Genomic DNA, 24197 nt, shown 5'->3' with positions numbered 1-24197 from the left:
GCCCCAAGCCGAGCCGCGCCTCCCTCTCGGGGGGCGGCGAAGCACACGCAGTGGCAAGCCGGGGGGCCGTCATTTCTAGCCGAGCATCGGGGGCTGGCCCAAGGGCCAGGGGTTGGCCGCGTCCATGCGCAGCCATTGGCGCGCCAGCGGCGCACCGTCGTCTTGCCATGCGCCCCGAGCAAGGGCCTGTTCGAGGGAGAACACGTGCTCCATGTGACCACCGAGCGCGGCATAGTCCTCGCGCCGCATGCTGAATTCGATGGGCGCGACGATCGCGGGCGTGGGCACCGTGCCGAAGCTGTTGTCGGGCATGCGCAGCACATCGGCCATCACGGTGATGCCGCCACCGGGCCATACGTAAGCGGGCGCGCCACCGCAGGTCACATTGACCAGCGCGCGCTTGATGGCGCGGGTGAGCAGCACCGGGTTCTCCGTCACGCCGGCACGCAAGCTGCCACCCGCACCGCCGAGAAACAGCACCGTGCACAGCGAGGGCTCGCAGTTCTCGCCGATGCGCTCCACGATGCGGCGCACCTCGGCCGGCATCTCCTGCTCGACCGGGCGCAATTGCTCGTCGAGCACGTACCACTGCGCATGCTCGCCGGTGGTCGAAGTCATCAGCAGGCGCAGGCCCGGGCGCGCCACGCCCTCTTCCCAGCCGTCGATGATGGAGAGCGGATCGTCGATGTCCGTGCCGCCCCAGCCATTGCCCGGGTTCGCGACCTGGAAGTAGCGCCCCGGCGTCGACTTTCGCCCGCGCATCTGGATGCCCGAAGCCGGCATGTCCAGGCAGCGCCCGGCCTGGTGCTCGGTCAGGACGCCGGTGATGTGGTCGTCGACCACCACCACCTCGTCGGCATGGCCGAACAACTGGCGCGCGAAGATGCCGACCGCCGCCGAGCCGCAGCCGACCCGCATGCGCTGTTCTTCCACTCCATTGACGATCGGCGCCTTGCCGGCCTGGATCACCATGCTGGCGCCACCGTCGATCACGCATTCGACCGGCTTCTTGTTGCCGAGCAGCTGCATCAGTTCGGCGGTCATGCGCCCTTCCTTCTTGCTGCCGCCGGTGAGGTGGTGCACGCCGCCCAGCGACAGCATTTGCGAGCCGTATTCGGCGGTCGTGACATGCCCCACCACTTCGCCGCGGTAGCGCACATTGGCCTGCTCGGCGCCAAGAAAGCGGTCGGTGTCGATCTTCACCTTGAAGCTGCAGTAGCTGAAGATGCCTTCGGTCACGACCGTCACCATGTCCACGCCCTGCGCCTTTGACGCCACGATGAAGGGCGCGGGCTTGTAGTCGGGATAGGTGGTGGACGAGCCCACGCCGGTGACAAAGACCTCGTCGGCACGAAGGAGATCGCCGTTCCAGTCGGGGTCGACGACCGGCTCGGCGCTGCGCTCCACCTCGTCGAGTTCGGCGTTCACCCGGGCGAAGGGCACGAGCGCGGGGGATTCGCTGGCGAGTTCGCGGCGCAGCAACACCACCGGATCGACGCGCACCAGCACGCCGTCGCGGTTGGCATAGCGGTCGCAGGCGCCGGTGCGTCCCTCGGAGATCTGGCACAGCACGGGACAGGCGTTGCACTCCACCTTGCTGGTGCTCATCTTCTCGTTGCGCAGCGGCGCGCGGCCGGTGGCCTCGGGCAATACCGGCATGTCCATGCCGGGCAATCCGTCTGTCTTCGTATGTTCGGTCATCGCGGGCGTCTCGTGGGAATCAGGCAATCGGTCGTGCAACATCTGTGCCGTTGACCCTCTTGCACTGGCTCTTGTGCTGGAAGTGACGTTTGTGTAGCATTCCCTACACTTTCATGTGGCAAACACTACATTGAAGATCAATGTAGCAAACGGGCCCGATGCTTGCAATGGTGTTTTCGTGGACGTCGCCGACAATCGGGAGTTCCCTTTTTCGTTCATAACCATTCCTGACCTTTATGAGTGCATTCAGCGAAGAACGTGTGTTGAGCGTCCATCACTGGACCGACCGCCTGTTCACCTTCACCACCACGCGCGATCCGGCCCTGCGTTTTTCCAACGGCCACTTCACGATGATCGGCCTGAAGGTCAACAACAAGCCGCTCCTGCGTGCGTACAGCATCGTCAGCCCCAACTACGAGGAGCACCTGGAGTTCCTGAGCATCAAGGTGGAAGAAGGCCCCCTGACCTCGAAGCTCCAGCACATCCAGGTGGGCGACACCATCATCGTGGGCCGCAAGCCCACGGGCACGCTGCTGATCGACTACACGCTCCCCGGCAAGCGGCTCTACCTGTTCGGCACGGGCACAGGCCTGGCACCGTTCATGAGCATCATCCGCGACCCCGAGACCTACGAGAAGTTCGAGCAGGTCATCCTGGTGCACGGCGTGCGCCAGATCGACGAGCTGGCCTATCACGACCTCGTGACCGACCACCTGCCCAAGCATGAATTCCTGGGCGAGATGATCGACAAGCAATTGCTCTACTACCCGACGGTGACGCGCGAGGAGTTCCGCAACATGGGCCGCATCACCGAGCTGATCGAGAGCAACAAGCTCACCGACGACCTGGGCCTGCCGCCGCTTAATGCCGCCGAAGACCGCGTGATGCTGTGCGGCAGCCCCGGCCTGCTGGTTGACCTCAAGCACATCCTGGAAGCGCGCGGTTTCAAGGAAGGCAACACGTCCACCCCCGGCGACTTCGTGGTCGAACGCGCCTTCGCCGAGAAATGACGACCCCCCGGCTTTTCACTCGCTGCGCTCGTGTCACTCCACCCCCCGAGGGGGCGGCGCGGCTCGCCTTGGGGCGGCCCGGCGGCGGCCGCCTCTGGGTCCACGCCTCCTGAGTCTCTCCATGGCCGAGCGCAAGACTGCACCCAAGGCCGCGACACGCCGCACCGGCGTGCGCGAGGCGGCGGCACAGGCCACGCGCGAGAGCATCCTGCGCGCGGCGACCAAGGTGTTCGCGAAGTACGGCTATGACGGCGGCAGCGTCGAGAAGATCTCGAAGGCCGCGAAGTCGTACGACCGCATGATCTATTACTACTTCGGCAGCAAGGAAGGCCTCTTCATCGCGGTGCTCGAAGGCATCTACCGGCGCATGGACGACGCCGAGGCCGCGATCGATCTCGACGCGACACGCCCGGTCGAATCGCTCACGGCGCTGATCCGCTTCGTGCTGGGCTACTACCGCAAGAACCCCGAGTTCGTCACCCTGCTCAACACCGAGAACCTGCACAAGGGCCGCCACATCGCCAAGTCGCTGCGGGCGCGCGAGTATTCGTCGCGGGCGATCTCGATCATCCGGGAGATCGTGGCGAGCGGCGTGGCACAGGGCCTGTTCCGCAAGGACGTGGCGGCGCGCGACCTGTACCTCCTCATTGCCTCCACCGGCTATTTCTACACGTCGAACCGCCACACGCTGACCGCATTCCTCGGCGAGCCGCTGGAGACGCCGGAGGCGGTCGCGCACTGGGAAGACTTCGTGATCGAGACGGTGCTGCGCACGGTCGATGCCCGAGCTTCCGAAGAAGAACCCACCCTACCCCACGAGGACAACATGGCCCCCAAAGCTCTCATTCGTTCGCTGCCCCCCAAGGGGGCGCAGGCCTCCCTCGGGGCGGCCCGGCGGGAGGCCTGACATGGCAGAAGTCGCAACCGGCGCCAAGTCGGGCAAGGTCGTCATCCGGAACATAGGCCTGCTGCTCTCGGGCGACATCGACAAGCCCATCCTCGACGCCGACACCATCGTCGTGAACGACGGCCTGATCGTCGCGGTCGGCAAGGAGAAGGACTGCGACCTGGAAGGCGCGCAGACCATCATCGACTGCAAGAAGACCTGTGTCGCGCCCGGCCTCATCGACAGCCACGTGCACCCCGTCTTCGGCGACTGGACGCCGCGCCAGGGCCAGATCGGCTGGATCGATTCGACGATGAACGGCGGCGTGACCACCATGATATCCGCCGGCGAGGTGCATCTGCCGGGCCGCCCCAAGGACATCGTCGGCCTGAAGGCGCTCGCCATCACCGCGCAGCGCGCCTTCGACAACTTCCGCCCCGGCGGCGTGAAGGTGCTGGCCGGCGCTCCGGTCATCGAGAAGGGCATGGTCGAGAGCGACTTCAAGGAGCTGGCCGAAGCCGGCGTGGGCCTGCTCGGCGAGGTGGGCCTCGGCTCGGTCAAGGCCGGCTACGAAGCCAAGGAAATGGTGGCCTGGGCGCGCAAGTACGGCATCCAGAGCACGATCCATACGGGCGGACCGTCGATCCCCGGCTCGGGCCTGATCGACAAGGACGTGGTGCTCGAAGCCGATGCGGATGTCATCGGCCACATCAACGGCGGCCACACCTCGCTGCCCGAGGCGCACGTGTGCGAGCTGTGCGAGAAGTCGTCGCGAGCCATCGAGATCGTGCACAACGGCAACGAGCGCGTCGCGATCGCGGCGGCGAAGGCGGCACTCGATCTCAAGTGCCCGCACCGCGTGATCCTCGGCACCGACGGGCCGGCCGGCTCTGGCGTGCAGCCGCTGGGCATCCTGCGCATGGTGTCGATGCTGTCGTCGATCGCGGGCATCCCGGCCGAGCTGGTGTTCTGCTTTGCGACGGGCAACACGGCGCGCATCCGCAAGCTCAACTGCGGGCTGGTCGAGGTCGGACGCGATGCCGATTTCGTCTTCATGGACCGTGCGCAGCACACGCCCGGCAAGACCCTGCTCGAGAGCGTGCAGCTCGGCGACATTCCGGGCGTGGGGATGGTCATGATCGACGGTATCGTGCGCTGCGGCCGCAGCCGCAATACGCCGCCCGCGACGGAGATTCCGGTGGTGGTTTCAGGCGCGCACTGAAAGCCTCTTCTCCCTCTGGCTGAAGAGGTCGTTCAGTGCTTGCGCGCGGACTTGAAGACCAGGTGCCGCGCCGACAGGAAGTTGACCGCCAGCCCCGCGCAACTCCCGAGCGCCACGCCGAGCGCCGGGGCCAGCGGGCCACCGACCCAGTGCAGCGTCAGCACATAGACCGTGTAGTTCACCATCGCCCCTGCCAGCATGGTCAGCAGGTAGTGCGCATACTCGCGCGCCAGCGACGAACCCGGGCGCCGCGCCGTGAACGTGTAGCGCCGGTTCAGCGCCCAGGTCGCGGTGGCCGCCGCGATGAAGGAGACCACCCGTGCCCCGTACCACCCCAGGAACGGCGCAACGAGGTAGAGAACGCCCAGATCGACCCCGAAGCCGAGCACCCCGACGGCCGCGAAGGACAGGAACTCCCGCCCCGCCTTCATGGCAAGCCGCGATGCCGCACGCCCGGAATGGCGAGGTAGCGCAGCCGCTTGGCTTCCTGCCGGCCGATCGTCACGGTATGCAGAACGACGCCGCAGACGAAGGCCAGCATCGCGACCAGCATGGTGCCGGTCACGAACACCGCGGTCGGCAGGCGGGGGACCAGTCCGGTGCGCAGGTAGGTGACCAGCAGCGGCTCGGCCAGGATCACCGACAGCAGCGCGAGCACGCCAGCGACGCTGCTGAAGAACAGCAAGGGCCGCTCACTGACGAAGAGCTTGCAGATAGTCTTCAGGATGCGCCAGCCGTCGCGGTAGGTCGACAGCTTGCTCTCCGAGCCTTCGGGCCGCGAGCGGTAGAGCACCGGCACTTCCGCAAAGGGCATGCGCAGCTCCAGGGCGTGGACCGTCAGCTCGGTCTCGATCTCGAAGCCTTCCGACACGGCCGGAAAGGACTTGGCGTAGCGCCTGGAGAACACGCGATAGCCCGACAGCATGTCGGTCAGGTGCCCGCCGAAGAGCCTGGCCACCGCGCCGGTGAGAAGCCGGTTGCCGAATCGATGCCCGCGCCGGTAGGTCTGCGCATCCTCGCCGTCGTCGATGCGCGAGCCGACGATCATGTCGAGGTTGTCCCGCACCAGCAGGTCGATGTGCTGGCGGATGTCGCGCACGTCGTAGGTGGCGTCGCCATCGACCATCACGTAGACATCGGCCTCGACGTCCGCGAACATGCGGCGCGCCACATTGCCCTTGCCGCGCAGGGCCACGTGCGTCACGGTGGCGCCGCTCGCCCTCGCGACCTCGGCGGTGCCGTCGGTCGAGTTGTTGTCGAAGACGTGGATCTCCGCCTCGGGCAGCGCCGCGCGGAATTCGTCCACCACCTGGACAATCGAAAGTGCCTCGTTGAAGCACGGAATTACGGCGGCTACGCGCAGGGCGCGCGGGTCAGGGCTTCCGGTCATTCTTGTATTGGAGGTTTCGATAGGCCTTGGCGCCGTCTTTTTCGTACATCAGGGCGAATTGGTCAAGAAAGCCGGGCTGCGCCTCCAGCATCGGTGCATTGGGCCCCGCGATGGCGATGGCCTCGAAGCCCAGCCCGGCCAGCTTGCGCGCGAACTCGGCGGACGGGAGGGTGATGAAGTCCGAATACCGCCAGGGCCCGAGCGCGTCGCCCCAGACCGGGTTGGGTCCGTAGTAGGTCGCCTCGATCAGCGCGATCTGGTAGACGCGGCCGGTCGCGTGCTCGCGCAGGTAGTCCATGACGGCGTAGCCCGGCACGTGCTTTCGCAGGACCGCTTCGCGCTCGGCGGGCGTGGTGGCGACCATCACCGCCTTCCTTCGCGTTTGATACACGCCGAAGGCCACCAGCACCGCCAGCAGGACGATGCCCAGCCAACGCCCTGCCCGGTCGAGCCCGCCGCCCAGATCGCGCTCGGGCATGGCCCTCCGCAGACGGAGGGCGATGCCGCCGAAGATCGTCTGCCAACCCACGCCGGCGGTCAGTGCCAGGATCGGAAAGGACGCCGTCAGGTAGCGCGGGTAGCGCGAGGTCAGGCCCCAGACGAACAGCGAGTAGACACAGAACACGAAGGCGGCGCGCACCGCGGCCGAACGCTTCCAGGAGGCGCTGAAGGGCACGGCCAGCACCGCCCAGATGAGCGGGCTCGGCAGGGACGCATGGTCGCGCACGTCCTGGAACTGCATGAGGTAGTCCTGGGCGTTCCAGTTGGTGAAGCCGAACACGCGCGCGCCGATCGGATTGAAGGGGTCGCCTGTCATGAAGGCGTTGCGCGCGTACCAGTACACGCAGGGGATCAGGAAGCTCACCAGCGCCACGGCCAGCACGCGCGGGCGACGCTCGTGCAGCAGCACGAACACCGCCACCAGCGGCGTGACGGTCAATGCCTGGTACTTGGAGCCGGCCGCGACGCCAAGGAAGAAGGCCGCGAGCGCCAGCCAGCCCGCGCCCGTGCGCGGCGATTCGCGCCACCACCACAAGGCCGAGCAGGCCGCGAGCACGAAGAGCGCGACGCTCATGTCGATCAGCGCATTGGAATAGTCGCCGAGCCCGAGCCAGATCGCGGCGCCGATGCAGGCGACCACGCGGTTCACGTGCACCACGCCCAGGCGGTAGACGATCCACACCGACAGCCAGCCCGCGAGCGCGTTCGCGAAGTGCGGCAGCACGTCGTCGCCGAGCATCAGCGCGGCGGCATAGAGCAGGTTGAAGTTGTACGGAAACCAGGGGTAGCGAAGCCACTCGTAGATGCCGAGCGAGCCGGTGTGGGCCACCTCGCGCGCATAGGGCAGGTGGTACATCAGCTCGTCGAAGGCGATCGGCGGGGCCAGGGGCGCCACCAGCGCCGGCACGGCGACGATCGCCAGGACGAGCATGCCCAGCTTCTCGAGCCAGGACAGCGCCGCCGCCACTTCGCGCAAGCGCAGCTCGCGCACCCACGCACGCATCTGCGCCAGCGCCGCCGCGATGCCCGCCGCGACCACGAACAGGACGGCAGCCACGTTGAACCGGCCGGCAATGGCAAAGGCCTGGAAGACGCAGATGACGATGCCGATGCCGGCGGCGATCGCCATCGCGGTTTCGAGCCAGACATCGCGGCGCACCGGCACGCCGATGCGCGTCACCAGCATCCGTCCGATACCCCAACAGGCGACGACGAACACCGCCAGCGCCGCGTAGTGCGCGGCAGCAAACATCAACTTTTGAATAGCACCTCCCCTGCGCCGGCCATCATTGCACCGGCTCGCCGCATCAAAGATTCGGTGCCAGCAACCGCTCGAGATCCGCTTCGCTCTCGTGGCGGCGCGCGGCCTGATCCTGCAACTGGTCATGCCCGATCTTGCCCACATTGAAGTAGGTTGAATCGGGATGGCTCAGATAGAAGCCGCTGACACTGGCGGCAGGCATCATAGCGAGGCTTTCGGTCAGGGTCATGCCGATGTCCGGGCAGTTCAAGAGGTCGAACATCGGCCGCTTCACGCTGTGGTCCGGGCAGGCCGGGTAGCCGGGCGCGGGGCGGATGCCGCGGTACTTCTCGCCGATCATCTCCTCGTTGCTCAGCGTCTCGTCCGGCGCGTAGCCCCAGAGGTCGGTGCGCACGCGATGGTGCAGCGCCTCGGCGAAGGCCTCGGCCAGCCGGTCGGCCAGCGCCTTCAGCATGATGGCCGAGTAGTCGTCGAGGTCGTCGACGAAGTACTTCTCCTTCTTCTCGACGCCGAGGCCCGCGGTAACGGCGAACATGCCCACGTAGTCCTTCAGCCCGCTCTCCCGCGGCGCGACAAAGTCGGCGAGGCAGCGGCTCGGCCGCATCACGCCTTCGATCACCTGCTTCTCGGTCTGCTGGCGCATGCCATACCAGGTGAGCGCGGCCTCGGTGCGCGACTCGTCCGTATAGAGCACGATGTCGTCGTCGTTCACGGTGTTGGCCGGCCAGAAGCCGATGACGCCGCTGGCCGAGAGCCATCGGCCTTCGATCAGCCGCTTGAGCATGCGCTGCCCGTCGGCATACACGCGCACAGCCTCCGTGCCCACGACCTCGTCCTTCAGGATCGCGGGGAAGGGCCCCGCCAGGTCCCAGGTCTGGAAGAACGGACCCCAGTCGATGTACTTCGCAAGCTCGGTCAGGTCGAAGTTGCGGAACACGCGGCGGCCGATGAACTTCGGGACCGGCGGCAGGTAGTTCGACCAGTCGACCGGCGTCTTGTTGGCGCGCGCCTTCGCCAGCGGCCACAGCGGCACCTGCTTCTTATTGGCGTGCTGGAGGCGGACCTTGTCGTAGTCGGCGTTGATCTCGCTGATGTAGTTCGTCGCCTGCTCGGACAGCAGCGACTGCGCCACGCTCACGCTGCGCGAGGCATCGGGCACGTAGACCACCGGCCCTTCGTAGTGGGGCGCGATCTTGACGGCCGTGTGCACGCGGCTGGTAGTGGCGCCGCCGATCAGGAGCGGGATCTTCTTGATGCGGAAATGCTCGTCCTTCTGCATCTCGCCGGCGACATACTGCATCTCCTCCAGGCTCGGCGTGATGAGGCCGGAGAGCCCCACGATGTCCGCGCCTTCGACCTTGGCGCGCGCCAGGATCTCGTGGCACGGGACCATCACGCCCATGTTCACCACTTCGAAGTTGTTGCACTGGAGCACGACGGTGACGATGTTCTTGCCGATGTCGTGCACGTCGCCCTTGACGGTGGCGATGACGATCTTGCCCTTGGTCCGCACGTCGCGGCCCGCGGCCTCGTCCTGGCGTTTCTCTTCCTCGATGTAGGGGATGAGGTGGGCCACGGCCGACTTCATCACGCGCGCCGACTTCACCACCTGCGGCAGGAACATCTTGCCCTGCCCGAACAGGTCGCCCACGATGTTCATGCCGTCCATGAGCGGGCCTTCGATCACGTGCAGCGGGCGGCCGCCCTTGGCCAGGATGGCCTGGTAGGCCTCCTCGGTGTCCTCGACGATGAAGTCGGTGATGCCGTGCACCATGGCGTGCGACAGCCGCTGCTCGACCGTCACCGGTTGCTCCGGCGTGCCGCGCCATTCGAGCTTCTTGCTCTCATCCTTGGCGCCGCTCTTGGCAGTCTCGGCCACTTCGACCAGGCGCTCGCCTGCATCGGGGCGGCGGTTCAGCACCACGTCTTCGACTCGCTCCCGCAGTTCGGGCTCGAGGTCGTCGTACACGCCCACCATGCCGGCATTGACGATGCCCATGTCCATGCCCGCCTTGATCGCGTGGTACAGGAACACGGTGTGGATGGCCTCGCGCACCGGGTCGTTGCCGCGGAAGCTGAAGCTCACGTTCGAGACGCCGCCCGACACCTTCGCGCCGGGCAGGTTCTGCTTGATCCACCGCGTGGCGTTGATGAAGTCGACCGCGTAGTTGTTGTGCTCCTCGATGCCGGTGGCGATCGCGAAGATGTTCGGGTCGAAGATGATGTCCTCGGCCGGAAAGCCGATCTCATCCACCAGGATGCGGTAGGCGCGCTCGCAGATCTCGATCTTGCGTTCGTAGGTGTCGGCCTGGCCCTTCTCGTCGAAGGCCATGACGACCGCCGCCGCGCCGTAGCGGCGCAGCAGCCGGGCGTGGTGGCGGAACTGGTCCTCACCCTCTTTCATGCTGATGGAGTTGACGATGCCCTTGCCCTGGATGCAGCGCAGGCCCGCCTCGATCACTTCCCACTTGGAACTGTCGACCATGATCGGCACGCGCGCGATGTCGGGCTCGCTCGCGATCAGGTTCAGGAAGCGCACCATCGCGGCCTTGCTGTCGAGCATGGCCTCGTCCATGTTGATGTCGATCACCTGCGCGCCGTTCTCGACCTGCTGGCGCGCCACCGCGAGCGCTTCCTCGAACTGGCCGTTGAGGATCATCCGCGCGAAGGCCTTGGAGCCGGTGACGTTGGTGCGCTCGCCGATGTTGACGAACAACGCGCCCTCGCCGATCTGTACCGGCTCCAGGCCGGACAGCTTCATCGGGGGAACGTGAATGGATTGGGGCTCAGAAGACATGACTCACCTGCGGAACGTCGGATCAGGCGAGCGTCGTTGCAAAACTGCTCACCCCCAGGCTCCGCGCACTGCGTGTCGCTTCGCCCACCCCCTGCAAGGGGGCGATACCTTCAGCCTGGCAAGGCCAGTTCTGCGGTATCTCTGGGCTCGCGCGCTGTGTGCTTCGCAAGACGGGAGATAGCCCAAGCCTGACGCGGCCGCTTCGCGAGGGAAGGCGGCGGCGCTGCAACGCTCCTTGGGAGCCGCGGATTTTACGCCGGCTGCGCTGCGCCGGTGGCCGATGCGGGAAGGCCGAAGAGCATGTCGAAGGCCCAGTTGAAGACGAAGGTGTAGATCAGGAAGAACACGACCAGCCCCAGGTCCATCACCAGCGCTTCCCACAGGCTCACGCTCAGCCACCAGGCGAAGACCGGCACGAGGAAGGCGACCAGGCCGCCTTCGAAGCCGATGGCATGGGCCACCCGGCGCTTCACGCTGCGGCCGCGAACGGCCTGACCGGATTCCCAGCGCTCGAACAGGGCATTGAAGCTGAGGTTCCAGAGCACGGCGATGACCGACGCGATGACGGCCAGAACGCCCGAATGGCCCAGCCCCTGGCCCGACATCAGCGCGAGGCCGGCACTTGCCGCGACGATGGCGATGCCTTCGTAGAGCGAGATGTAGACGACGCGGCGCTTGAGCCCTTGCATGAAATCAATCCTCGGATGGTTGCTGACGGGTGAACTTTATGTGCGTTCTATTGATATATAAAGTCACCTTCTATCAATTCAATTGACAGGTCTGGGCCATGAGCCTTTCCAGCGACAACGTGGAGGTCCTCCTCGCCGTGATCGATCACGGCTCCTTCTCGGCCGCCGCTCGCGCCCTGGGCCGGGTGCCCTCGGCCGTCAGCATGGCGATCGCCAACCTGGAGGCCGAACTCGACCTGCAGCTTTTCGATCGCAGTGGCCGCGAGCCCCAGGCGACGGCCGCTGCGCGCTCGCTGGAGCCGCAGGCACGCCTGCTGGCGGCGCAGCTCAAGCAGCTCCAGGTGCAGGCGCTCGCGTTGACACAGGGGCTGGAGAACCGGCTCACGCTGGCCATTGCGCCGGAGCTTCTTGCCGCGCCGTGGAGCGGGCCGCTGGCCGCGCTGGCGCAGGAATACCCGCTGCTGGAGGTGGAAGTGCTCGCCGCGCCGCAAGCCGATGCGCTGACGCTGCTGCACAGCGGGCGCGCGCAATTGGCGCTGGTGTTCGAGCGCCCGAGCCTCGACGGGCGCGAGGGTTTCCAGGAAGTGGCGAGCGACACCATGGTGGCCGTGATGGCGCCCGATCATCCCGTGCTGGCCGCGGCCGGCGGCCGCCTGCGCGAAGAGCACCTGACGACAACGCGGCAGATCGTGGTCGCGGGGCGCGATCTCGCGACCAGCGACCCTCGCTTCGTGTTCGCGCGGCATGTCTGGCGCACCGACAACGCGCTCGCGGCGCTGAGCCTGATCACGGCCGGGCTCGGCTGGGGCTGGCTGCCGCGCAACTTCGCGCGGCCGCACGTGGCGGCGGGTGCGCTGGTCGAGATCCCGTTCGAGAACCTCTCGAACGGGCTGGACTTGTGGGTCGACGTGGTGTGGTCGCGCGAACGGCCCTTAGGGCTGGGCGCGCAGCGCTTTGTCGCGCTGATCGCCCGCAAGAAGGACTGAGAGGGAGGCTTCCCTGCGAACGCCTACTGGCGGCCGCCGCCCTGACCGCCCCCGTGACCGCCCCCGTGACCACCGCCATGGCCCCCGCCATGGCCCCCTCCGTGGCCTCCACCGCCTTGGCCTCCACCGCCATGGCCACCGCGTTGACCACCGCCGTGTCCGCCACCACCCCCTTGCCCGGGTGGCCTTCCGCCGGTCTGGAAGCCCTGGCCTGGCGGCCGTACGCCTGGCGGCGGGCCGGGAGGCCGAGGATTGCCGCCATGTGGAGGACGAATGCCCGAGGGCGGCGGAGGACGAATGCCGTTGGGTGGCGGCAGGCGGAATCCGGGCGCAGGCGGCGGACGGAAGCCGGGCGCCGGAGGCGGCCTGAAGCCCGGCGGATGCGGCGAATAGCCCGGCCATGGATTGGGACGCCAACCCGGGACCGGCGGCGGCGGCGGGCGCCATCCCGGTCCAGGGGGCGGTGGCGGACGTCCGCCCCACCAGCGCGGCTGGTTGTACCAGGGACGGTCACGGTAGTAGCTGCCCCAGTAGCTCCCGATCGCGAAGGTCACGAGCGGCACGCCGATCACCGCACCGTAGGTCGCCAGCGGCACCCGCTGGTCCTGGTAGGCATAGTCGAGGCTCGCGGCATAGGACCAGCCGCGCAGGCCGTCCGGCAGCACCACATCGCACCAGCCATAGCCCGAAGTGCAGCCCATCACTTGAAGTGGCTGTCCGGGCGGCAGCGAGGCGACCAGCGGATAGTTGTCGCCCGGGCCGGCGCGCAGGTTGACGCCGCCACGGGTAAAAGCCTGCTGGGCCGTTGCAGCCAACGGAAGCGCCAGGACGATGGTGCCGATGCCGATCCATCGCCGGGTCAATGTGTGCATGTGGGATTTCCTTTGCGGATCAGGGTAGGGGGGCTGCAGAGCCGTTGTCAATCAGCCACGGCCTTCCCTGACAACGGCGAGACTTGCCGTTGCGTGGACCGCCCCAACGTTTGGAGAGCTTCTTCATCCCGGCTTCACATGCGCGCCGGGATGCTCGACGCTCAGGCCGCCTCGCTGTAGAAGGCGCCGCGATGCAGGCTGCGGCTGGCAAGCGGCGCGACTGCCTGCCCGATCGCCGCGATATGCTCCGGCGTGGTGCCGCAACAGCCACCCACGATGTTGACCAGCCCCTCGGCCGCGAATTCGTGCAGCAGGCGCGAGGTCACGTCCGGCGTCTCGTCGAAGCCCGTCTCGCTCATGGGATTGGGCAGGCCGGCGTTGGGATAGCAGCTGATGAAGGTGTCGTCCGCCACGCGTGCCAGTTCCTGGATATAGGGACGCATCAGCGCCGCGCCGAGCGCACAGTTGAGGCCGATGGCCAGCGGCCGCGCATGACGCACGCTGTGCCAGAAGGCGGTGACGGTCTGGCCGCTGAGGATGCGGCCCGAGGCGTCGGTCACGGTGCCGCTGATGATGAGCGGCAGCCGCTCGCCGCTGGCTTCGAAGTATTCGTCCACCGCGAACAGCGCGGCCTTGGCGTTCAGCGTGTCGAAGATGGTCTCGACCAGGATCACGTCGGCACCGCCTTCGACCAGCGCCTCAACCTGTTCGTAATACGAGGCGCGCAGTTCCTCGAAGCTCACGTTGCGTGCGCCGGGGTCGTTCACGTCGGGACTGATGCTGGCGGTCTTGGGCGTCGGGCCGAGGGCGCCGGCGACGAATCGGGGCTTGTCGGGCGTGCTGAACTTGTCGCAGGCCGCGCGAGCGAGCTTGGCGGATTCCAGGTTCATCTCGCGCGCAAGATCGGCCATCTTGTAGTCCTCCTGCGCGATGCGGGTCGCGCCGAAGGTGTTGGTCTCGATCAGGTCGGCGCCGGCGGCGAGGTAGCCCTCATGGATGTCGCGGATCACGTCGGGCCGGGTCAGCGAGAGCAGTTCGTTGTTGCCCTTGACGTCGCGCGGAAAGTCCTTGAACCGCTCGCCTCGGTATTGCGCTTCGGTGAGTTTGAAGCGCTGGATCATCGTGCCCATCGCGCCGTCGAGGATGGCGATGCGTTGGGCGAGGATGGCGGGCAACTGCTGCGCGCGGGTGTAGGCGATCGGCTTCATGGCGCCGATTGTAGAAAGCGCCCCGCGTCCCGCCTCGGTGGCGGGTCTTGTGGCGCCCTACGCCGGCGATGCCCCGAAGATCTCGCCCAGTGCGCCCAGGAAGCGCGCGTTGTCATCCGCGGTGCCGATCGACACGCGGATGAAGCGCTCGAAGCCCGGCTCCCTCCACGGCTTGATGATGATGCCGCGCGCGAGCAACGCCTCATTCACCGGGCCGTTCGGCCGCCCCAGGTCGATGAACAGGAAGTTGGCCGCTGACGGCGCCACGCGCAGGCCGGGCACGTCCATGGCGCGCAACTGCTGCTCGACCCACTCGCGCTGCTGCACCGTTTCTTCGACCGCCTTCGCCATGAAGGGCTCGTCGCTCCAGGCGGCCAGCGCAGCCGCCTGCGCGGCCTCGTTGACGTTGAAAGGCGTGCGCACGCGATCCAGCCACTGGATCAGCGACGCGTCCGACGCAATGCCGTAGCCGACGCGCAGCCCCGCCAGCCCCCAGGCCTTCGAGAAGGTGCGCAGCACGATCCATGGTCGCTGCTGCGCGCGGAGCGCGGCCAGCGCATCGGGGAAGCCGCGCGCGAGCCGTGCGTATTCGTAGTAGGCCTCGTCGATCACCAGCAGCGTTCCGGCCGGCGTCGCATCGAGCAGCCGCGCGAAGGCCTGCGCATCGAACATGCAGCCCACCGGGTTGGATGGATTGGCGAGCATCGCGATCTTCGGCCCGCGCGCCAGCGCTTCGCACCAGGCATCGAGGTCGAATTCAAGCGCTGGCGTGAGCGCCAGCTGCTCGACCTGGGCGCCCATCATGCGCGGATAGATCTCGTGCAGTCCAAAAGCCGGCCGTTGCGTGAGCACGCGGTCACCTGGCGACAGGAAGGCCTGGCACAGCATCTGGAGGATGGACTCGGAGCCGTTTCCGATCACGACCTGCTCCGCGCTGGCGCCGGTGCGCGCGGCGATGGCGGTCCGCAATGCCGTGCAGTTCGCGTCCGGGTACGTGCCCACGCGCAGCGCCAGGTCTGCCAGCGCGCGCCCGACCTTCGGGCTCGCGCCAAAGGGGTTCTCGTTGCTCGCAAGACGGGCGATCTGCTCGACGCCGTAGCGCGACCGCACGGCCTCCGACGACAGGCCCGCGTTGTAGGGCGGCAGCGCGGGCACCTCGGGGCGCACGAGTTCGCGGATGGCGGATGCGTTCATGGATCGAAGACTTTCCCGGTGTTCTGTGTTGATGGCGCTCAGCCGCGGCGCGATTCGACGAAGTCCAGCACTGCGCTGAGCATGCGCCGCACGTGCGGCTGCACGCTCGCTGCCACCTCGGGCAGGTAGTCGAAGGGCAATGCCTCCTGCATGTAGCTGCACTGCGTCATCTCGAGTTGCACCGCGTGAACGCCTTGCATGGGCTGCCCGTGATGGCGCGTGATGTAGCCGCCGGTGAAGCGCCCGTTGAGCACGCTGGTAAATCCGGTCGCTTCCCTGGCAATGCCCAGCAGGGTCTGCGCGAGCGCCGGATCGCAGCTCGCGCCCTGGGCCGTGCCCAGGTTCAGGTCGGTCAGCTTGCCCTCGAAGAAGCGCGGCAACACCGAACGGATCGAATGCGCGTCCCACAGCGCGGCGATGCCGTGCTGCGCCTTGATGCGTGCCAGTTCCACGGCAAGCTGCCGGTGGTAGGGCTGCCAGATGGCCTCGCGACGCTCGGCGATCTCGGCATCGTCGGGCACATCGCCGGCAGGATAGAGCGGCGTGTCGTCGAAGGTGTCGACCGGACACAGCCCAGTGACGCTCTGCCCCGGATAAAGGCTCGCGCCATCGGGCGGACGGTTGAGGTCGACCACATAGCGCGAGTGCGTCGCGACCAGCACCGAAGCGCCCAGTTCATCGGCGAAGTCGTACAGGCGCTCCAGATGCCAGTCGGTGTCGGGCACGTGGCGTGCCTCGTCGCTGAGGCGTGCCGCCAGTTGCGGCGGGACGTGAGTGCCGACGTGCGGCATCGAGATCAGCAAGGGGCGCGTGCCCTGGCGAAAGCGGAAGGGAGGCTCGGTGGTCGTGAAAGGCATGGGGCTCAATCCTTGGCTAGAAGTTGGCTGCGCGCGGCGACGAAGGCAGCCGCGCCTTCGTCGTGCAGATCGTGGCGGGTGGCCGAGACGCGCGCCTGCCCGGCGACCCACACGCCATGGACGGCGGAGGTGCGGTGGCTCGCGAACACGTGCGACGACAGCATCTCCGGCGCTGCAAGGCCTTGCAGCGCAACGTGCGAAGGGTCGAGCACGACGAAATCGGCTTGCTCGCCGGCAGCAAGACCGGCGATGGCACGGCCCGCGGCCTGTGCGCCGCCCTGCACCGCGCCCAGCGTGAGCGCGGTCGCCACCTCGCGATGCGCCGCGTCCGCGCCCACGTTGCGCTGCCGCGTGGCGAGGCGCTGGCCGTATTCCAGCATCAGCAACTCCTCGGCCGCATTGACGCAGGCGTGGCTGTCGGAACCGATGCCCCAGCGCCCACCCGCCGCGCGCCACGAGCTGAAATCGAAGATGCCATCGCCCAGGTTGGCTTCAGTCGTCGGGCACAGGCCGGCGATGGCGCCACTGGCCGCCGCGCGGCGGTACTCGTCCGGGTCCATGTGCGTTGCATGCACGAGGCACCAGCGCGCATCGACCGCCGCGTGGTCGAGCAGCCATGCGACCGGCCGCTGCCCGCTCCACGCGAGGCAGGCGTCGACTTCGCCCGTCTGCTCGGCGATGTGGATGTGGACCGGCGCGGTCGCGTCGATGGCGTCCAGGCCCGCGAGCGCTTCGCCGAGCGCATCGGGCGGAACCGCCCGCAGCGAATGCGGCGCGAGGCCGAGCCGTGCGCCCTGCGACTTGCACAGCGGATGCAGCCGCTCCAGCAGACGCAGCATGGAATCGGTCGACCGGATGAAGCGCCGCTGGCCTTCGCTCGGCGGCAGCGCTCCGAAGCCGCTGGTCTGATAGAGCACCGGCAGCAGCGTAATGCCGATGCCTGATCTTCGTGCCGCGCGCAGCAGCGCCAACGCGAGCTCGGCGTCATCGGCATATGCGTTGCCGTCGGCGTCGTGGTGCAGGTAGTGGAACTCGCACACCGAGGTGTAGCCCGCTTCGAGCATCTCGACATAGAGCCAGGTCGCGATCGCCTCGACCTGCGCCGGCGAGATCTTCGCGGCGAAGCGATACATCAGCGTTCGCCAGCTCCAGAAGCTGTCCTGCGCCGCGCCGCGGAATTCCGTCAGGCCGCCGAAGGCGCGCTGGAAGGCGTGCGAATGCAGGTTGGGCATGCCGGGCAGCACCGGACCGCCCGCGCGCGGCGTGTTGAGTCCGGGGCTGCTGTCGGATGTGACGGCCGACAGTTGGCCGTTCGCATCCCATTCGAGCAGCACGTTGCGAGCCCAGCCGGCGGGCAGCAAGGCATCGGCAGCGAAGAGGGAGCGACGGGTTTCAGGCAAGGGCATGGCGGTCGCGGTTCAAGGTTGGGACACGGATGCGATGCGCCCTTGCCGCACGATGGTGCGCGCGGGTTGCTGGCCGAACCAGTACGCCAGCTCGGCGCTCTCGCGGAGCTGCCAGAGCACGAAGTTGGCGGGCCGGCCGACGGCCAGCGCGCCGTGCGTGTCCTGGAGCCCCAGCGCGCGCGCAGCATGGCGGGTCACGCCGGCCAGCGCCTCGGGCACCGTCAGGCGGAACAGGGTGCAGGCCATGTTGACCATCAGCAGCAGGCTCAGCGCGGGCGAGGTGCCGGGGTTGTGGTCGGTGGAGACAGCCATCGGCACGCCCGCCGCACGCAGCGCGTCGATGGGCGGCAGGTGCGTGTCACGCAGCGTGTAGTAGGCGCCGGGCAGCAGCACGGCCACCGTGCCGGCCTCACGCATCGCGGCGATGCCTTCGGCCGACAGGTGCTCGATGTGGTCGCAGGAAAGCGCGCCATGGCGTGCCGCCAGCGCGGCGCCACCCATGTCGGAGAGTTGCTCGGCGTGCAGCTTGACCGGCAAGCCCAGTGCCTTGGCCGCCTGGAACACGCGTTCCGTCTCCGCCAGCGAGAAGGCGATGCGTTCACAGAACACGTCGACCGCATCGACCAGCCCTTCGGCGGCCAGCGCCGGCAGCATCTCGTTGCAGACGAGATCGATGTAGTCGGCGCTGCGGCCCGCGTATTCGGGCGGCAGCGCGTGCGCGCCGAGGAAGGTCGTTCGAACCGTGACGCCGAAATCCTCACCCAGGCGCCGCGCAACGCGCAGTTGCTTGCGCTCGTGTTCCAGTGCGAGGCCATAGCCCGACTTGATCTCGATGGCGCATACGCCGTCGGCGAGCAATTGTTCGAGGCGCTTCGCGCCTTGCGCGTACAGGGCGTCTTCGTCGGCTTCGCGCGTGGCGCGCACCGAGGAGACGATGCCGCCGCCGGCTTTCGCGACCTCTTCATAGGTCGCACCGGCAAGGCGCATCGCGAACTCGTTCGCGCGCTGCCCGCCGTACACCAGATGCGTATGGCAATCGACTAGGCCGGGCGTCGCCAGCGCATCGCGGCCGTCGAAGCGCGGCAGCTTGGCGAAGTCGCCGGGCACGGCGGCGCTGGCGCCGATCCAGGCGATCCTTCCGCCGGAGACGACCATGGCCGCATCGGCATCGATCGCCTGCTCATCGGCCAGCGCACCGGGAGCGATGCGAATGTGGTCCCAGACGCCGTCGGCGGAAGGCAATTCGGAATGGGTCATGGTGTTGCCGTGGGTTCGAGCCGTACCGCGACCATGGCGGCATCGGCGTCGCTTGTTGTTGCTTGCCATTGCCGGATCTCGCCGTCCCACCAGACGCCCGAGCCCGGCTCGCAATCGATATCGTTGAATCGCCACCGCCCGGCCAGCGCCAGCAGGAGACCGCGTCCGACGGGTGCCACGTCCCCGCCCTCGCGCAGCACGCGGACCTTCGCATGCAGGCGGCCACGGCGCGACATCACGTTGAAGTCGGTCGAGGCGCCGCCCAGCAGTTCGCAATCCAGCGCCACGTCGCCGCCGAAGGCGAAAGGTGCATGCGGAACTTCCAGCCGATAGTCGATGCGCCCGTCGTGCGAGCGAAGCCGAACGCCCGCTCCGTCCAGCAGCATGATCACGCGATCGACGCCGGCGAAAGCCGAGAACGGCCCGGGCTTGTCGATGGTCGCGATGCTCACGCGCCAGTCGAATCCCTCCATGCCCGCGCCCGCTGGAGAGCAGACGATCTCGCGCGTCACGCCGCCGCCGTTCTTCCACGGAGCAGCGGACAGCGAGGCGATGTCGAAGCGGTGCACTGCCACTCTCTTTGCCGTCCGCGCTGCCTACTTGACCATCGGCAGGTTCAGGCCCTGCTTCTTCGCAGTCGCGATCGCGATGTCGTAGCCGGCATCGGCATGGCGCATCACGCCCGTGGCAGGGTCGTTCCACAGCACGCGCTCGACGCGCTTTGCCGCCGCGTCGGTCCCGTCGCAGACGATGACCACGCCGGAGTGCTGCGAGTAGCCCATGCCCACGCCGCCGCCATGGTGCAGGCTGACCCAGGTCGCGCCGCCGGCGGTATTGAGCAGTGCATTGAGCAGCGGCCAGTCGGAGACGGCATCGGTGCCGTCCTTCATCGATTCGGTTTCGCGGTTGGGGCTGGCGACCGAGCCGGTGTCCAGGTGGTCGCGGCCGATCACGATCGGCCCCTTCAACTCACCGTTCTTCACCATCTCGTTGAACGCGAGGCCGGCCTTGTGGCGCTCACCGAGGCCCAGCCAGCAGATGCGCGCCGGCAGGCCCTGGAAGGCGATGCGCTCGCGCGCCATGTCGAGCCAGCGGTGCGTGTGCTTGTTCTCGGGGAACAGCTCCTTGATCTTGGCGTCGGTCTTGTAGATGTCCTCGGGGTCGCCCGAGAGCGCCACCCAGCGGAACGGCCCCTTGCCCTCGCAGAACAGCGGGCGGATGTAGGCAGGCACGAAGCCGGGGAAGTCGAAGGCATTCTTCACGCCCTCGTCGAAGGCGACCTGGCGGATGTTGTTGCCATAGTCGACGGTGGGGATGCCCATCGCCTGGAAGTCGAGCATGGCCTGCACGTGCACCGCGCAGGACTTGGCCGCCGCCTTGCGCAGTGTCGGATGCTGGGTCGTGTCGGCTTTTGCGGCTTCCCATTGCGCGAGCGTCCAGCCGATCGGCAGGTAGCCGCTGGCGAGGTCGTGCGCCGAGGTCTGGTCGGTCACGAGGTCGGGCTTGATGCCGCCGGCCTTCGCGCGCTTCACCAGTTCGGGCAGGATCTCGGCGGCATTGCCCAGCAGGCCGATCGACACCGCTTCCTTGGCGGCCGTGTGCTGCTGGATGAGCGCGATGGCGTCGTCGATGTCCTTCGCCTGCTTGTCGAGGTAGCGCGTGCGCAGGCGGAAGTCGATGCTGGCCTGCTGGCATTCGATGTTCAGCGACACCGCGCCGGCGAGCGTCGCAGCCAGGGGCTGTGCGCCACCCATGCCGCCGAGGCCGGCCGTGAGGATCCACTTGCCCGCGAGGTCGTTGTCGTAGTGCTGGCGGCCGGCTTCGACGAAGGTCTCGAAGGTGCCTTGCACGATGCCTTGGCTGCCGATGTAGATCCAGCTGCCAGCGGTCATCTGGCCGTACATCATCAAGCCCTTGCGATCGAGTTCGCTGAAGTGCTCCCAGGTCGCCCACTTCGGCACGAGGTTCGAGTTGGCGAGCAGCACGCGCGGCGCGTTCTCGTGTGTCTTGAAAACGCCCACGGGCTTGCCCGACTGAATGAGCAGCGTCTCGTCGTCGTTGAGTTCCTTGAGCGACGCGAGGATCTGGTCGAAGCAGGCCCAGTCGCGCGCCGCACGGCCGATGCCGCCGTAGACCACGAGATCCTGCGGACGCTCCGCCACCTCGGGGTCGAGGTTGTTCTGCAGCATGCGGAACGGCGCCTCGGTCAGCCAGCTCTTGCAGCTGAGCGTGCTGCCGCGCGGCGAACGGATCACGCGGCTCGCGTCATGGCGGGGGTCATTGGCCTTGGCGGCGAGGAATTTGTCGGGTGCGTTCATGGCGAAGTGTCCTTTCGGTGAGCGAGATGGGGTCGTTAGATGGGGCTGACAGCCCGGGAACGCCGCGGAACCGGCTTTGCCGGGCCCCTGGAGTTGCCCCTGGGAAGGAGGTGTCCGAGCCGCACGAAGTGGGCGAGGCTGCGGGTGAGCTTCATTGCATGCTGGGGAGGATGGATCGCACGGCTTCTGGCCAGCTGTCCTGGCGCGCCCACGTGCGCATGGCTTCGATGGTCGGTGCGAAGAAGATGTCCTGGTCGATGAACGGAACACGCTTGCGGATGGCGGCGAATTCGGCCTCGACCAACGGCGAGCTCTTGGGGCCGCGCTTCAATTCGATGCCCTGCACTGCGGCCATGGCCTCGATCCCGACGACGACAGCCGTGTTCTCCACCATGTCGGCCAGACGACGGCCAGCGAAGGTCGCCATCGAGACGTGGTCTTCCTGATTGGCGGAAGTCGGCAGGCTGTCGACGCTGGCGGGATGCGCGAGCGACTTGTTCTCCGACGCCAGCGCCGCGGCCGTGACCTGCGCGATCATGAAGCCGGAGTTGACGCCGCCGTCGCGCACCAGGAAGGGCGGCAGCCCCGAGAGGCCGCTGTCGAGCAGCAGCGCCATGCGGCGTTCGGAGATCGCGCCGATCTCGCTGATCGACAGCGCGATGATGTCGGCCGCGAAGGCGACCGGCTCGGCGTGGAAGTTGCCGCCGGAGATCACGTCGCCGTTGTCGAAGACCAGCGGGTTGTCCGATGCCGCATTGGCTTCGGTGCGCAGCACGCGCGCGGCATGGCCGAGGTTGTCGAGGCATGCGCCCATCACCTGCGGCACGCAACGGATGGAATACGGGTCCTGCACGCGACCGCAGTCGGCGTGGGAAGGCACGATCTCGCTGCCATCGAGCAGGGCGCGCACTGCACCCGCCACGGCGATCTGTCCGGGCTGTCCGCGCGCGGCGTGGATGCGTGCGTCGAAAGGCTTGATCGAACCCTGGATGGCTTCGAGCGACAGCGCGCCGGCCATCAGGCCCGCAGCGAACACATGCTCGGCGCCGAAGAGGCCGGCCAGCGCGAGCGCCGTCGACACCTGCGTGCCGTTCAGCAGCGCCAGTCCTTCCTTGGGGCCGAGCACGAACGGCGTCATGCCGATGAGGCGCAGGGCCTCGGCACCGCCGATCACCTCGCCTTGCGGCGTCGTGACCTCGCCCTCGCCGATCAGCACACAGGCCAGGTGCGCCAGCGGCGCCAGGTCGCCCGACGCGCCGACCGAACCCTTGGAAGGAATGCGCGGCAACAGTCCCGCATTGCACAGGCCGAGCAGCGCGTCGACGATTTCGGGCCGCACGCCGGAGTGGCCGCGCGCAAGGCTCACGGCCTTGGTCGCAAGCACCAGCCGCACCACGCCAGCGGCCAGCGGCTCGCCAGTGCCGGCGCTGTGCGAGAGCACGAGGTTGCGTTGCAGTTCTGCAAGGCGTTCCGTCGGGATGATGGTCTGAGCGAGCTTGCCGAAGCCGGTGTTGACGCCGTAGACCACATCGCCGGACTCGACGATCTTGCGCACCGTGGCCTGCGCGGCCAGCAGGCCTGCGCGCGCCGATGGGTCGAGCGCAAGCTGCACGCCGCCGGCGTGCACGCGGCGCAGCGTGGCCAGGTCGACTTCACCAGGCGTGAGCACGATCGGCGCTGCAGCGGTGAGAGAAGTGTTGTTGATCATGAAGGGCTCCCCTGTCTATACAAGTGGTTGCGGCACGAGGCCAAGAAGATGTGTTCGTCCCCGTTCAGCCGAAGGAAGGATTGCCGTCGGCTCGGAACCGGCTGCCGAGCCGGTAGCGCGACGCGGGATGCAGGCAGCGCACCATCGTCACCGGCGTGGTTCGCGTCCAGGTCCGGCGCGTGAGCAGCAGGCAGGGGTCCGTCACCGGCATGTCGAGGCGCTCCGCTTGTTCGGGCGTCGGCAGCACGGCATCGACCACGTGTTCGATCTGGTCGAAGGGCACGTTGCGCACCAGGTATTCGCTCGGTGGGACGGCCGAGAAGTCTTGTTCGAGGAAGTTCGGCACCACGCGCGGGTTGACGTGGCGGTCCTCGAGCTGCACCGGGATGTCGTTCTCCAGATGCAGGCAGACGGTGTGAAAGACCGACTCGCCCGGGCGCAGATCGAGCCACACCGCGACGTCGGGCGATGCGGCGATGCGTTCGGCCACCAGGAATTCGCAGCGGTAGTCATGGCCGCGTGCGCGGATCTCGCTGGCGATGTTGGCGATCTGCAGCAGCGTCGATTGCGGCTTGTCCTCGGCGACGAAACTGCCCACGCCCGCGACACGCACGATGCGGCCCTGCTCCACCAGTTCGCGCAGCGCGCGGTTGACGGTCATGCGCGCCACGCCGAACTGCGCGACCAGCTCGCTTTCCGACGGCAGGCGATGACCGGCCTGCCAGGAGCCGTCCTGGATCTTGTGCGTGATGAAGGCCTTCACCTGCTCGTACAGCGCCAGCGCGGGCTGCGTCGCCGCGGAAGACGAACCGGATTTGCGAAGCGCGGCAGCCGTCATGGTGCCTCCGGGAAACACCGCGGAACCGGCTTGGCCGGGCCGATGGTGTTGCCCCCTGCAAGGGGGTGGGCGAAGCGACACGAAGTGCGCGGAGCC

General features: G+C 67.6%; 20 protein-coding genes. 4 read left to right on the top strand and 16 right to left on the bottom strand.

The annotated features are described in order from the left end of the window. Window positions 1–75 precede the first annotated feature (75 nt). Entirely contained in the window at window positions 76–1701 is a 1626-nt protein-coding gene (locus tag QTH97_RS20075) for a 6-hydroxynicotinate reductase (RefSeq protein WP_286570216.1), read from the bottom strand. A gap of 236 nt (window positions 1702–1937) precedes the next feature. Here QTH97_RS20075 and QTH97_RS20070 point away from each other — a divergent pair, with 236 nt between their 5' ends. The 3 genes from QTH97_RS20070 (at window position 1938) to QTH97_RS20060 (ending at window position 4819) form a co-directional block, all read left to right on the top strand. Then, on the top strand, window positions 1938–2711 hold the full coding sequence (locus tag QTH97_RS20070) for a ferredoxin--NADP reductase (RefSeq protein WP_286570215.1): 774 nt from the start codon (window positions 1938–1940) through the stop codon (window positions 2709–2711). 121 nt (window positions 2712–2832) lie between these two features. Then, window positions 2833–3618: a TetR/AcrR family transcriptional regulator gene (locus tag QTH97_RS20065; RefSeq protein WP_286570214.1), complete on the top strand. Its 786-nt coding sequence runs from the start codon at window positions 2833–2835 to the stop codon at window positions 3616–3618. A 1-nt stretch (window position 3619) separates the two neighbouring features. Then, window positions 3620–4819, top strand: coding sequence for an amidohydrolase family protein (locus tag QTH97_RS20060; RefSeq protein WP_286570213.1), 1200 nt, complete (start codon window positions 3620–3622; stop codon window positions 4817–4819). Window positions 4820–4851: 32 nt separating this feature from the next. Here the strand turns inward: QTH97_RS20060 and QTH97_RS20055 are convergent, their stop codons facing one another. The 5 genes from QTH97_RS20055 to QTH97_RS20035 form a co-directional block, all read right to left on the bottom strand. Further along, window positions 4852–5250 carry a GtrA family protein gene (locus tag QTH97_RS20055; RefSeq protein ID WP_286570212.1) on the bottom strand — a complete coding sequence of 133 codons (399 nt, stop codon included), beginning with the start codon at window positions 5248–5250 and terminating at the stop codon, window positions 4852–4854. After that, the gene (locus QTH97_RS20050; RefSeq protein WP_286570211.1) at window positions 5247–6209 is read right to left on the bottom strand and encodes a glycosyltransferase family 2 protein; all 963 of its coding nucleotides are present in this window, start codon (window positions 6207–6209) and stop codon (window positions 5247–5249) included. The genes QTH97_RS20055 and QTH97_RS20050 overlap by 4 nt, the downstream gene beginning before the upstream one ends. Next, window positions 6193–7962, bottom strand: coding sequence for an ArnT family glycosyltransferase (locus QTH97_RS20045; protein WP_286570210.1), 1770 nt, complete (start codon window positions 7960–7962; stop codon window positions 6193–6195). The genes QTH97_RS20050 and QTH97_RS20045 overlap by 17 nt, the downstream gene beginning before the upstream one ends. Before the next feature lie 55 nt (window positions 7963–8017). Next, window positions 8018–10732, bottom strand: coding sequence for a methionine synthase (metH, locus tag QTH97_RS20040; protein WP_286570209.1), 2715 nt, complete (start codon window positions 10730–10732; stop codon window positions 8018–8020). A 287-nt stretch (window positions 10733–11019) separates the two neighbouring features. After that, window positions 11020–11457: a PACE efflux transporter gene (locus QTH97_RS20035; protein WP_286570208.1), complete on the bottom strand. Its 438-nt coding sequence runs from the start codon at window positions 11455–11457 to the stop codon at window positions 11020–11022. Between the two features lie 98 nt (window positions 11458–11555). Here QTH97_RS20035 and QTH97_RS20030 point away from each other — a divergent pair, with 98 nt between their 5' ends. Then, window positions 11556–12443: a LysR family transcriptional regulator gene (locus tag QTH97_RS20030; protein WP_286570207.1), complete on the top strand. Its 888-nt coding sequence runs from the start codon at window positions 11556–11558 to the stop codon at window positions 12441–12443. A 23-nt stretch (window positions 12444–12466) separates the two neighbouring features. On the opposite strand, the gene QTH97_RS20025 is transcribed toward QTH97_RS20030, so the two are convergent. The 10 genes from QTH97_RS20025 to hutC form a co-directional block, all read right to left on the bottom strand. After that, on the bottom strand, window positions 12467–13315 hold the full coding sequence (locus QTH97_RS20025) for an SH3 domain-containing protein (protein WP_286570206.1): 849 nt from the start codon (window positions 13313–13315) through the stop codon (window positions 12467–12469). 161 nt (window positions 13316–13476) lie between these two features. Beyond that, a complete protein-coding gene (locus QTH97_RS20020; protein WP_286570205.1) occupies window positions 13477–14523 on the bottom strand; it encodes a homocysteine S-methyltransferase family protein in 1047 nt (348 codons plus the stop codon). 57 nt (window positions 14524–14580) lie between these two features. Next, window positions 14581–15717 carry a histidinol-phosphate transaminase gene (locus QTH97_RS20015; RefSeq protein ID WP_286570204.1) on the bottom strand — a complete coding sequence of 379 codons (1137 nt, stop codon included), beginning with the start codon at window positions 15715–15717 and terminating at the stop codon, window positions 14581–14583. A 38-nt stretch (window positions 15718–15755) separates the two neighbouring features. After that, complete coding sequence (hutG, locus tag QTH97_RS20010; RefSeq protein ID WP_286570203.1) at window positions 15756–16574, bottom strand: N-formylglutamate deformylase; 819 nt, start codon at window positions 16572–16574, stop codon at window positions 15756–15758. A gap of 5 nt (window positions 16575–16579) precedes the next feature. Continuing rightward, the gene (locus QTH97_RS20005; RefSeq protein ID WP_286570202.1) at window positions 16580–17980 is read right to left on the bottom strand and encodes a formimidoylglutamate deiminase; all 1401 of its coding nucleotides are present in this window, start codon (window positions 17978–17980) and stop codon (window positions 16580–16582) included. 12 nt (window positions 17981–17992) lie between these two features. Next, on the bottom strand, window positions 17993–19237 hold the full coding sequence (gene hutI, locus QTH97_RS20000; protein ID WP_286570201.1) for an imidazolonepropionase: 1245 nt from the start codon (window positions 19235–19237) through the stop codon (window positions 17993–17995). Continuing rightward, window positions 19234–19806 (bottom strand): HutD/Ves family protein, encoded by a 573-nt coding sequence (locus QTH97_RS19995; protein ID WP_286570200.1) that lies wholly within the window; start codon window positions 19804–19806, stop codon window positions 19234–19236. Before QTH97_RS19995 ends, hutI begins: the two co-directional genes overlap by 4 nt. A gap of 27 nt (window positions 19807–19833) precedes the next feature. Next, on the bottom strand, window positions 19834–21555 hold the full coding sequence (gene hutU / locus QTH97_RS19990) for a urocanate hydratase (RefSeq protein ID WP_286570199.1): 1722 nt from the start codon (window positions 21553–21555) through the stop codon (window positions 19834–19836). Window positions 21556–21706: 151 nt separating this feature from the next. After that, a complete protein-coding gene (gene hutH / locus QTH97_RS19985; protein WP_286570198.1) occupies window positions 21707–23263 on the bottom strand; it encodes a histidine ammonia-lyase in 1557 nt (518 codons plus the stop codon). Between the two features lie 64 nt (window positions 23264–23327). Continuing rightward, window positions 23328–24101, bottom strand: coding sequence for a histidine utilization transcriptional repressor HutC (gene hutC, locus QTH97_RS19980; protein ID WP_286570197.1), 774 nt, complete (start codon window positions 24099–24101; stop codon window positions 23328–23330). Between the last annotated feature and the right edge of the window lie 96 nt (window positions 24102–24197).

The organism is Variovorax gracilis, assembly GCF_030317115.1.
In the GTDB taxonomy this organism is placed as follows: Bacteria; Pseudomonadota; Gammaproteobacteria; order Burkholderiales; family Burkholderiaceae_C; genus Variovorax; species Variovorax gracilis.
Note: the sequence above shows the minus strand (reverse complement) of the source record. Positions and strands in the feature narration are given on the sequence as shown.

What these genes read in the sequence shown, in the direction of transcription:
- QTH97_RS20075 (WP_286570216.1), bottom strand. Translation starts at nt 1,701, where the DNA reads ATGACCGAACATACGAAGACAGACGGATTGCCCGGCATGGACATGCCG.
- QTH97_RS20070 (WP_286570215.1), top strand. Translation starts at nt 1,938, where the DNA reads ATGAGTGCATTCAGCGAAGAACGTGTGTTGAGCGTCCATCACTGGACC.
- QTH97_RS20065 (WP_286570214.1), top strand. Translation starts at nt 2,833, where the DNA reads ATGGCCGAGCGCAAGACTGCACCCAAGGCCGCGACACGCCGCACCGGC.
- QTH97_RS20060 (WP_286570213.1), top strand. Translation starts at nt 3,620, where the DNA reads ATGGCAGAAGTCGCAACCGGCGCCAAGTCGGGCAAGGTCGTCATCCGG.
- QTH97_RS20055 (WP_286570212.1), bottom strand. Translation starts at nt 5,250, where the DNA reads ATGAAGGCGGGGCGGGAGTTCCTGTCCTTCGCGGCCGTCGGGGTGCTC.
- QTH97_RS20050 (WP_286570211.1), bottom strand. Translation starts at nt 6,209, where the DNA reads ATGACCGGAAGCCCTGACCCGCGCGCCCTGCGCGTAGCCGCCGTAATT.
- QTH97_RS20045 (WP_286570210.1), bottom strand. Translation starts at nt 7,962, where the DNA reads ATGTTTGCTGCCGCGCACTACGCGGCGCTGGCGGTGTTCGTCGTCGCC.
- metH (WP_286570209.1), bottom strand. Translation starts at nt 10,732, where the DNA reads ATGAAGCTGTCCGGCCTGGAGCCGGTACAGATCGGCGAGGGCGCGTTG.
- QTH97_RS20035 (WP_286570208.1), bottom strand. Translation starts at nt 11,457, where the DNA reads ATGCAAGGGCTCAAGCGCCGCGTCGTCTACATCTCGCTCTACGAAGGC.
- QTH97_RS20030 (WP_286570207.1), top strand. Translation starts at nt 11,556, where the DNA reads ATGAGCCTTTCCAGCGACAACGTGGAGGTCCTCCTCGCCGTGATCGAT.
- QTH97_RS20025 (WP_286570206.1), bottom strand. Translation starts at nt 13,315, where the DNA reads ATGCACACATTGACCCGGCGATGGATCGGCATCGGCACCATCGTCCTG.
- QTH97_RS20020 (WP_286570205.1), bottom strand. Translation starts at nt 14,523, where the DNA reads ATGAAGCCGATCGCCTACACCCGCGCGCAGCAGTTGCCCGCCATCCTC.
- QTH97_RS20015 (WP_286570204.1), bottom strand. Translation starts at nt 15,717, where the DNA reads ATGAACGCATCCGCCATCCGCGAACTCGTGCGCCCCGAGGTGCCCGCG.
- hutG (WP_286570203.1), bottom strand. Translation starts at nt 16,574, where the DNA reads ATGCCTTTCACGACCACCGAGCCTCCCTTCCGCTTTCGCCAGGGCACG.
- QTH97_RS20005 (WP_286570202.1), bottom strand. Translation starts at nt 17,980, where the DNA reads ATGCCCTTGCCTGAAACCCGTCGCTCCCTCTTCGCTGCCGATGCCTTG.
- hutI (WP_286570201.1), bottom strand. Translation starts at nt 19,237, where the DNA reads ATGACCCATTCCGAATTGCCTTCCGCCGACGGCGTCTGGGACCACATT.
- hutU (WP_286570199.1), bottom strand. Translation starts at nt 21,555, where the DNA reads ATGAACGCACCCGACAAATTCCTCGCCGCCAAGGCCAATGACCCCCGC.
- hutH (WP_286570198.1), bottom strand. Translation starts at nt 23,263, where the DNA reads ATGATCAACAACACTTCTCTCACCGCTGCAGCGCCGATCGTGCTCACG.
- hutC (WP_286570197.1), bottom strand. Translation starts at nt 24,101, where the DNA reads ATGACGGCTGCCGCGCTTCGCAAATCCGGTTCGTCTTCCGCGGCGACG.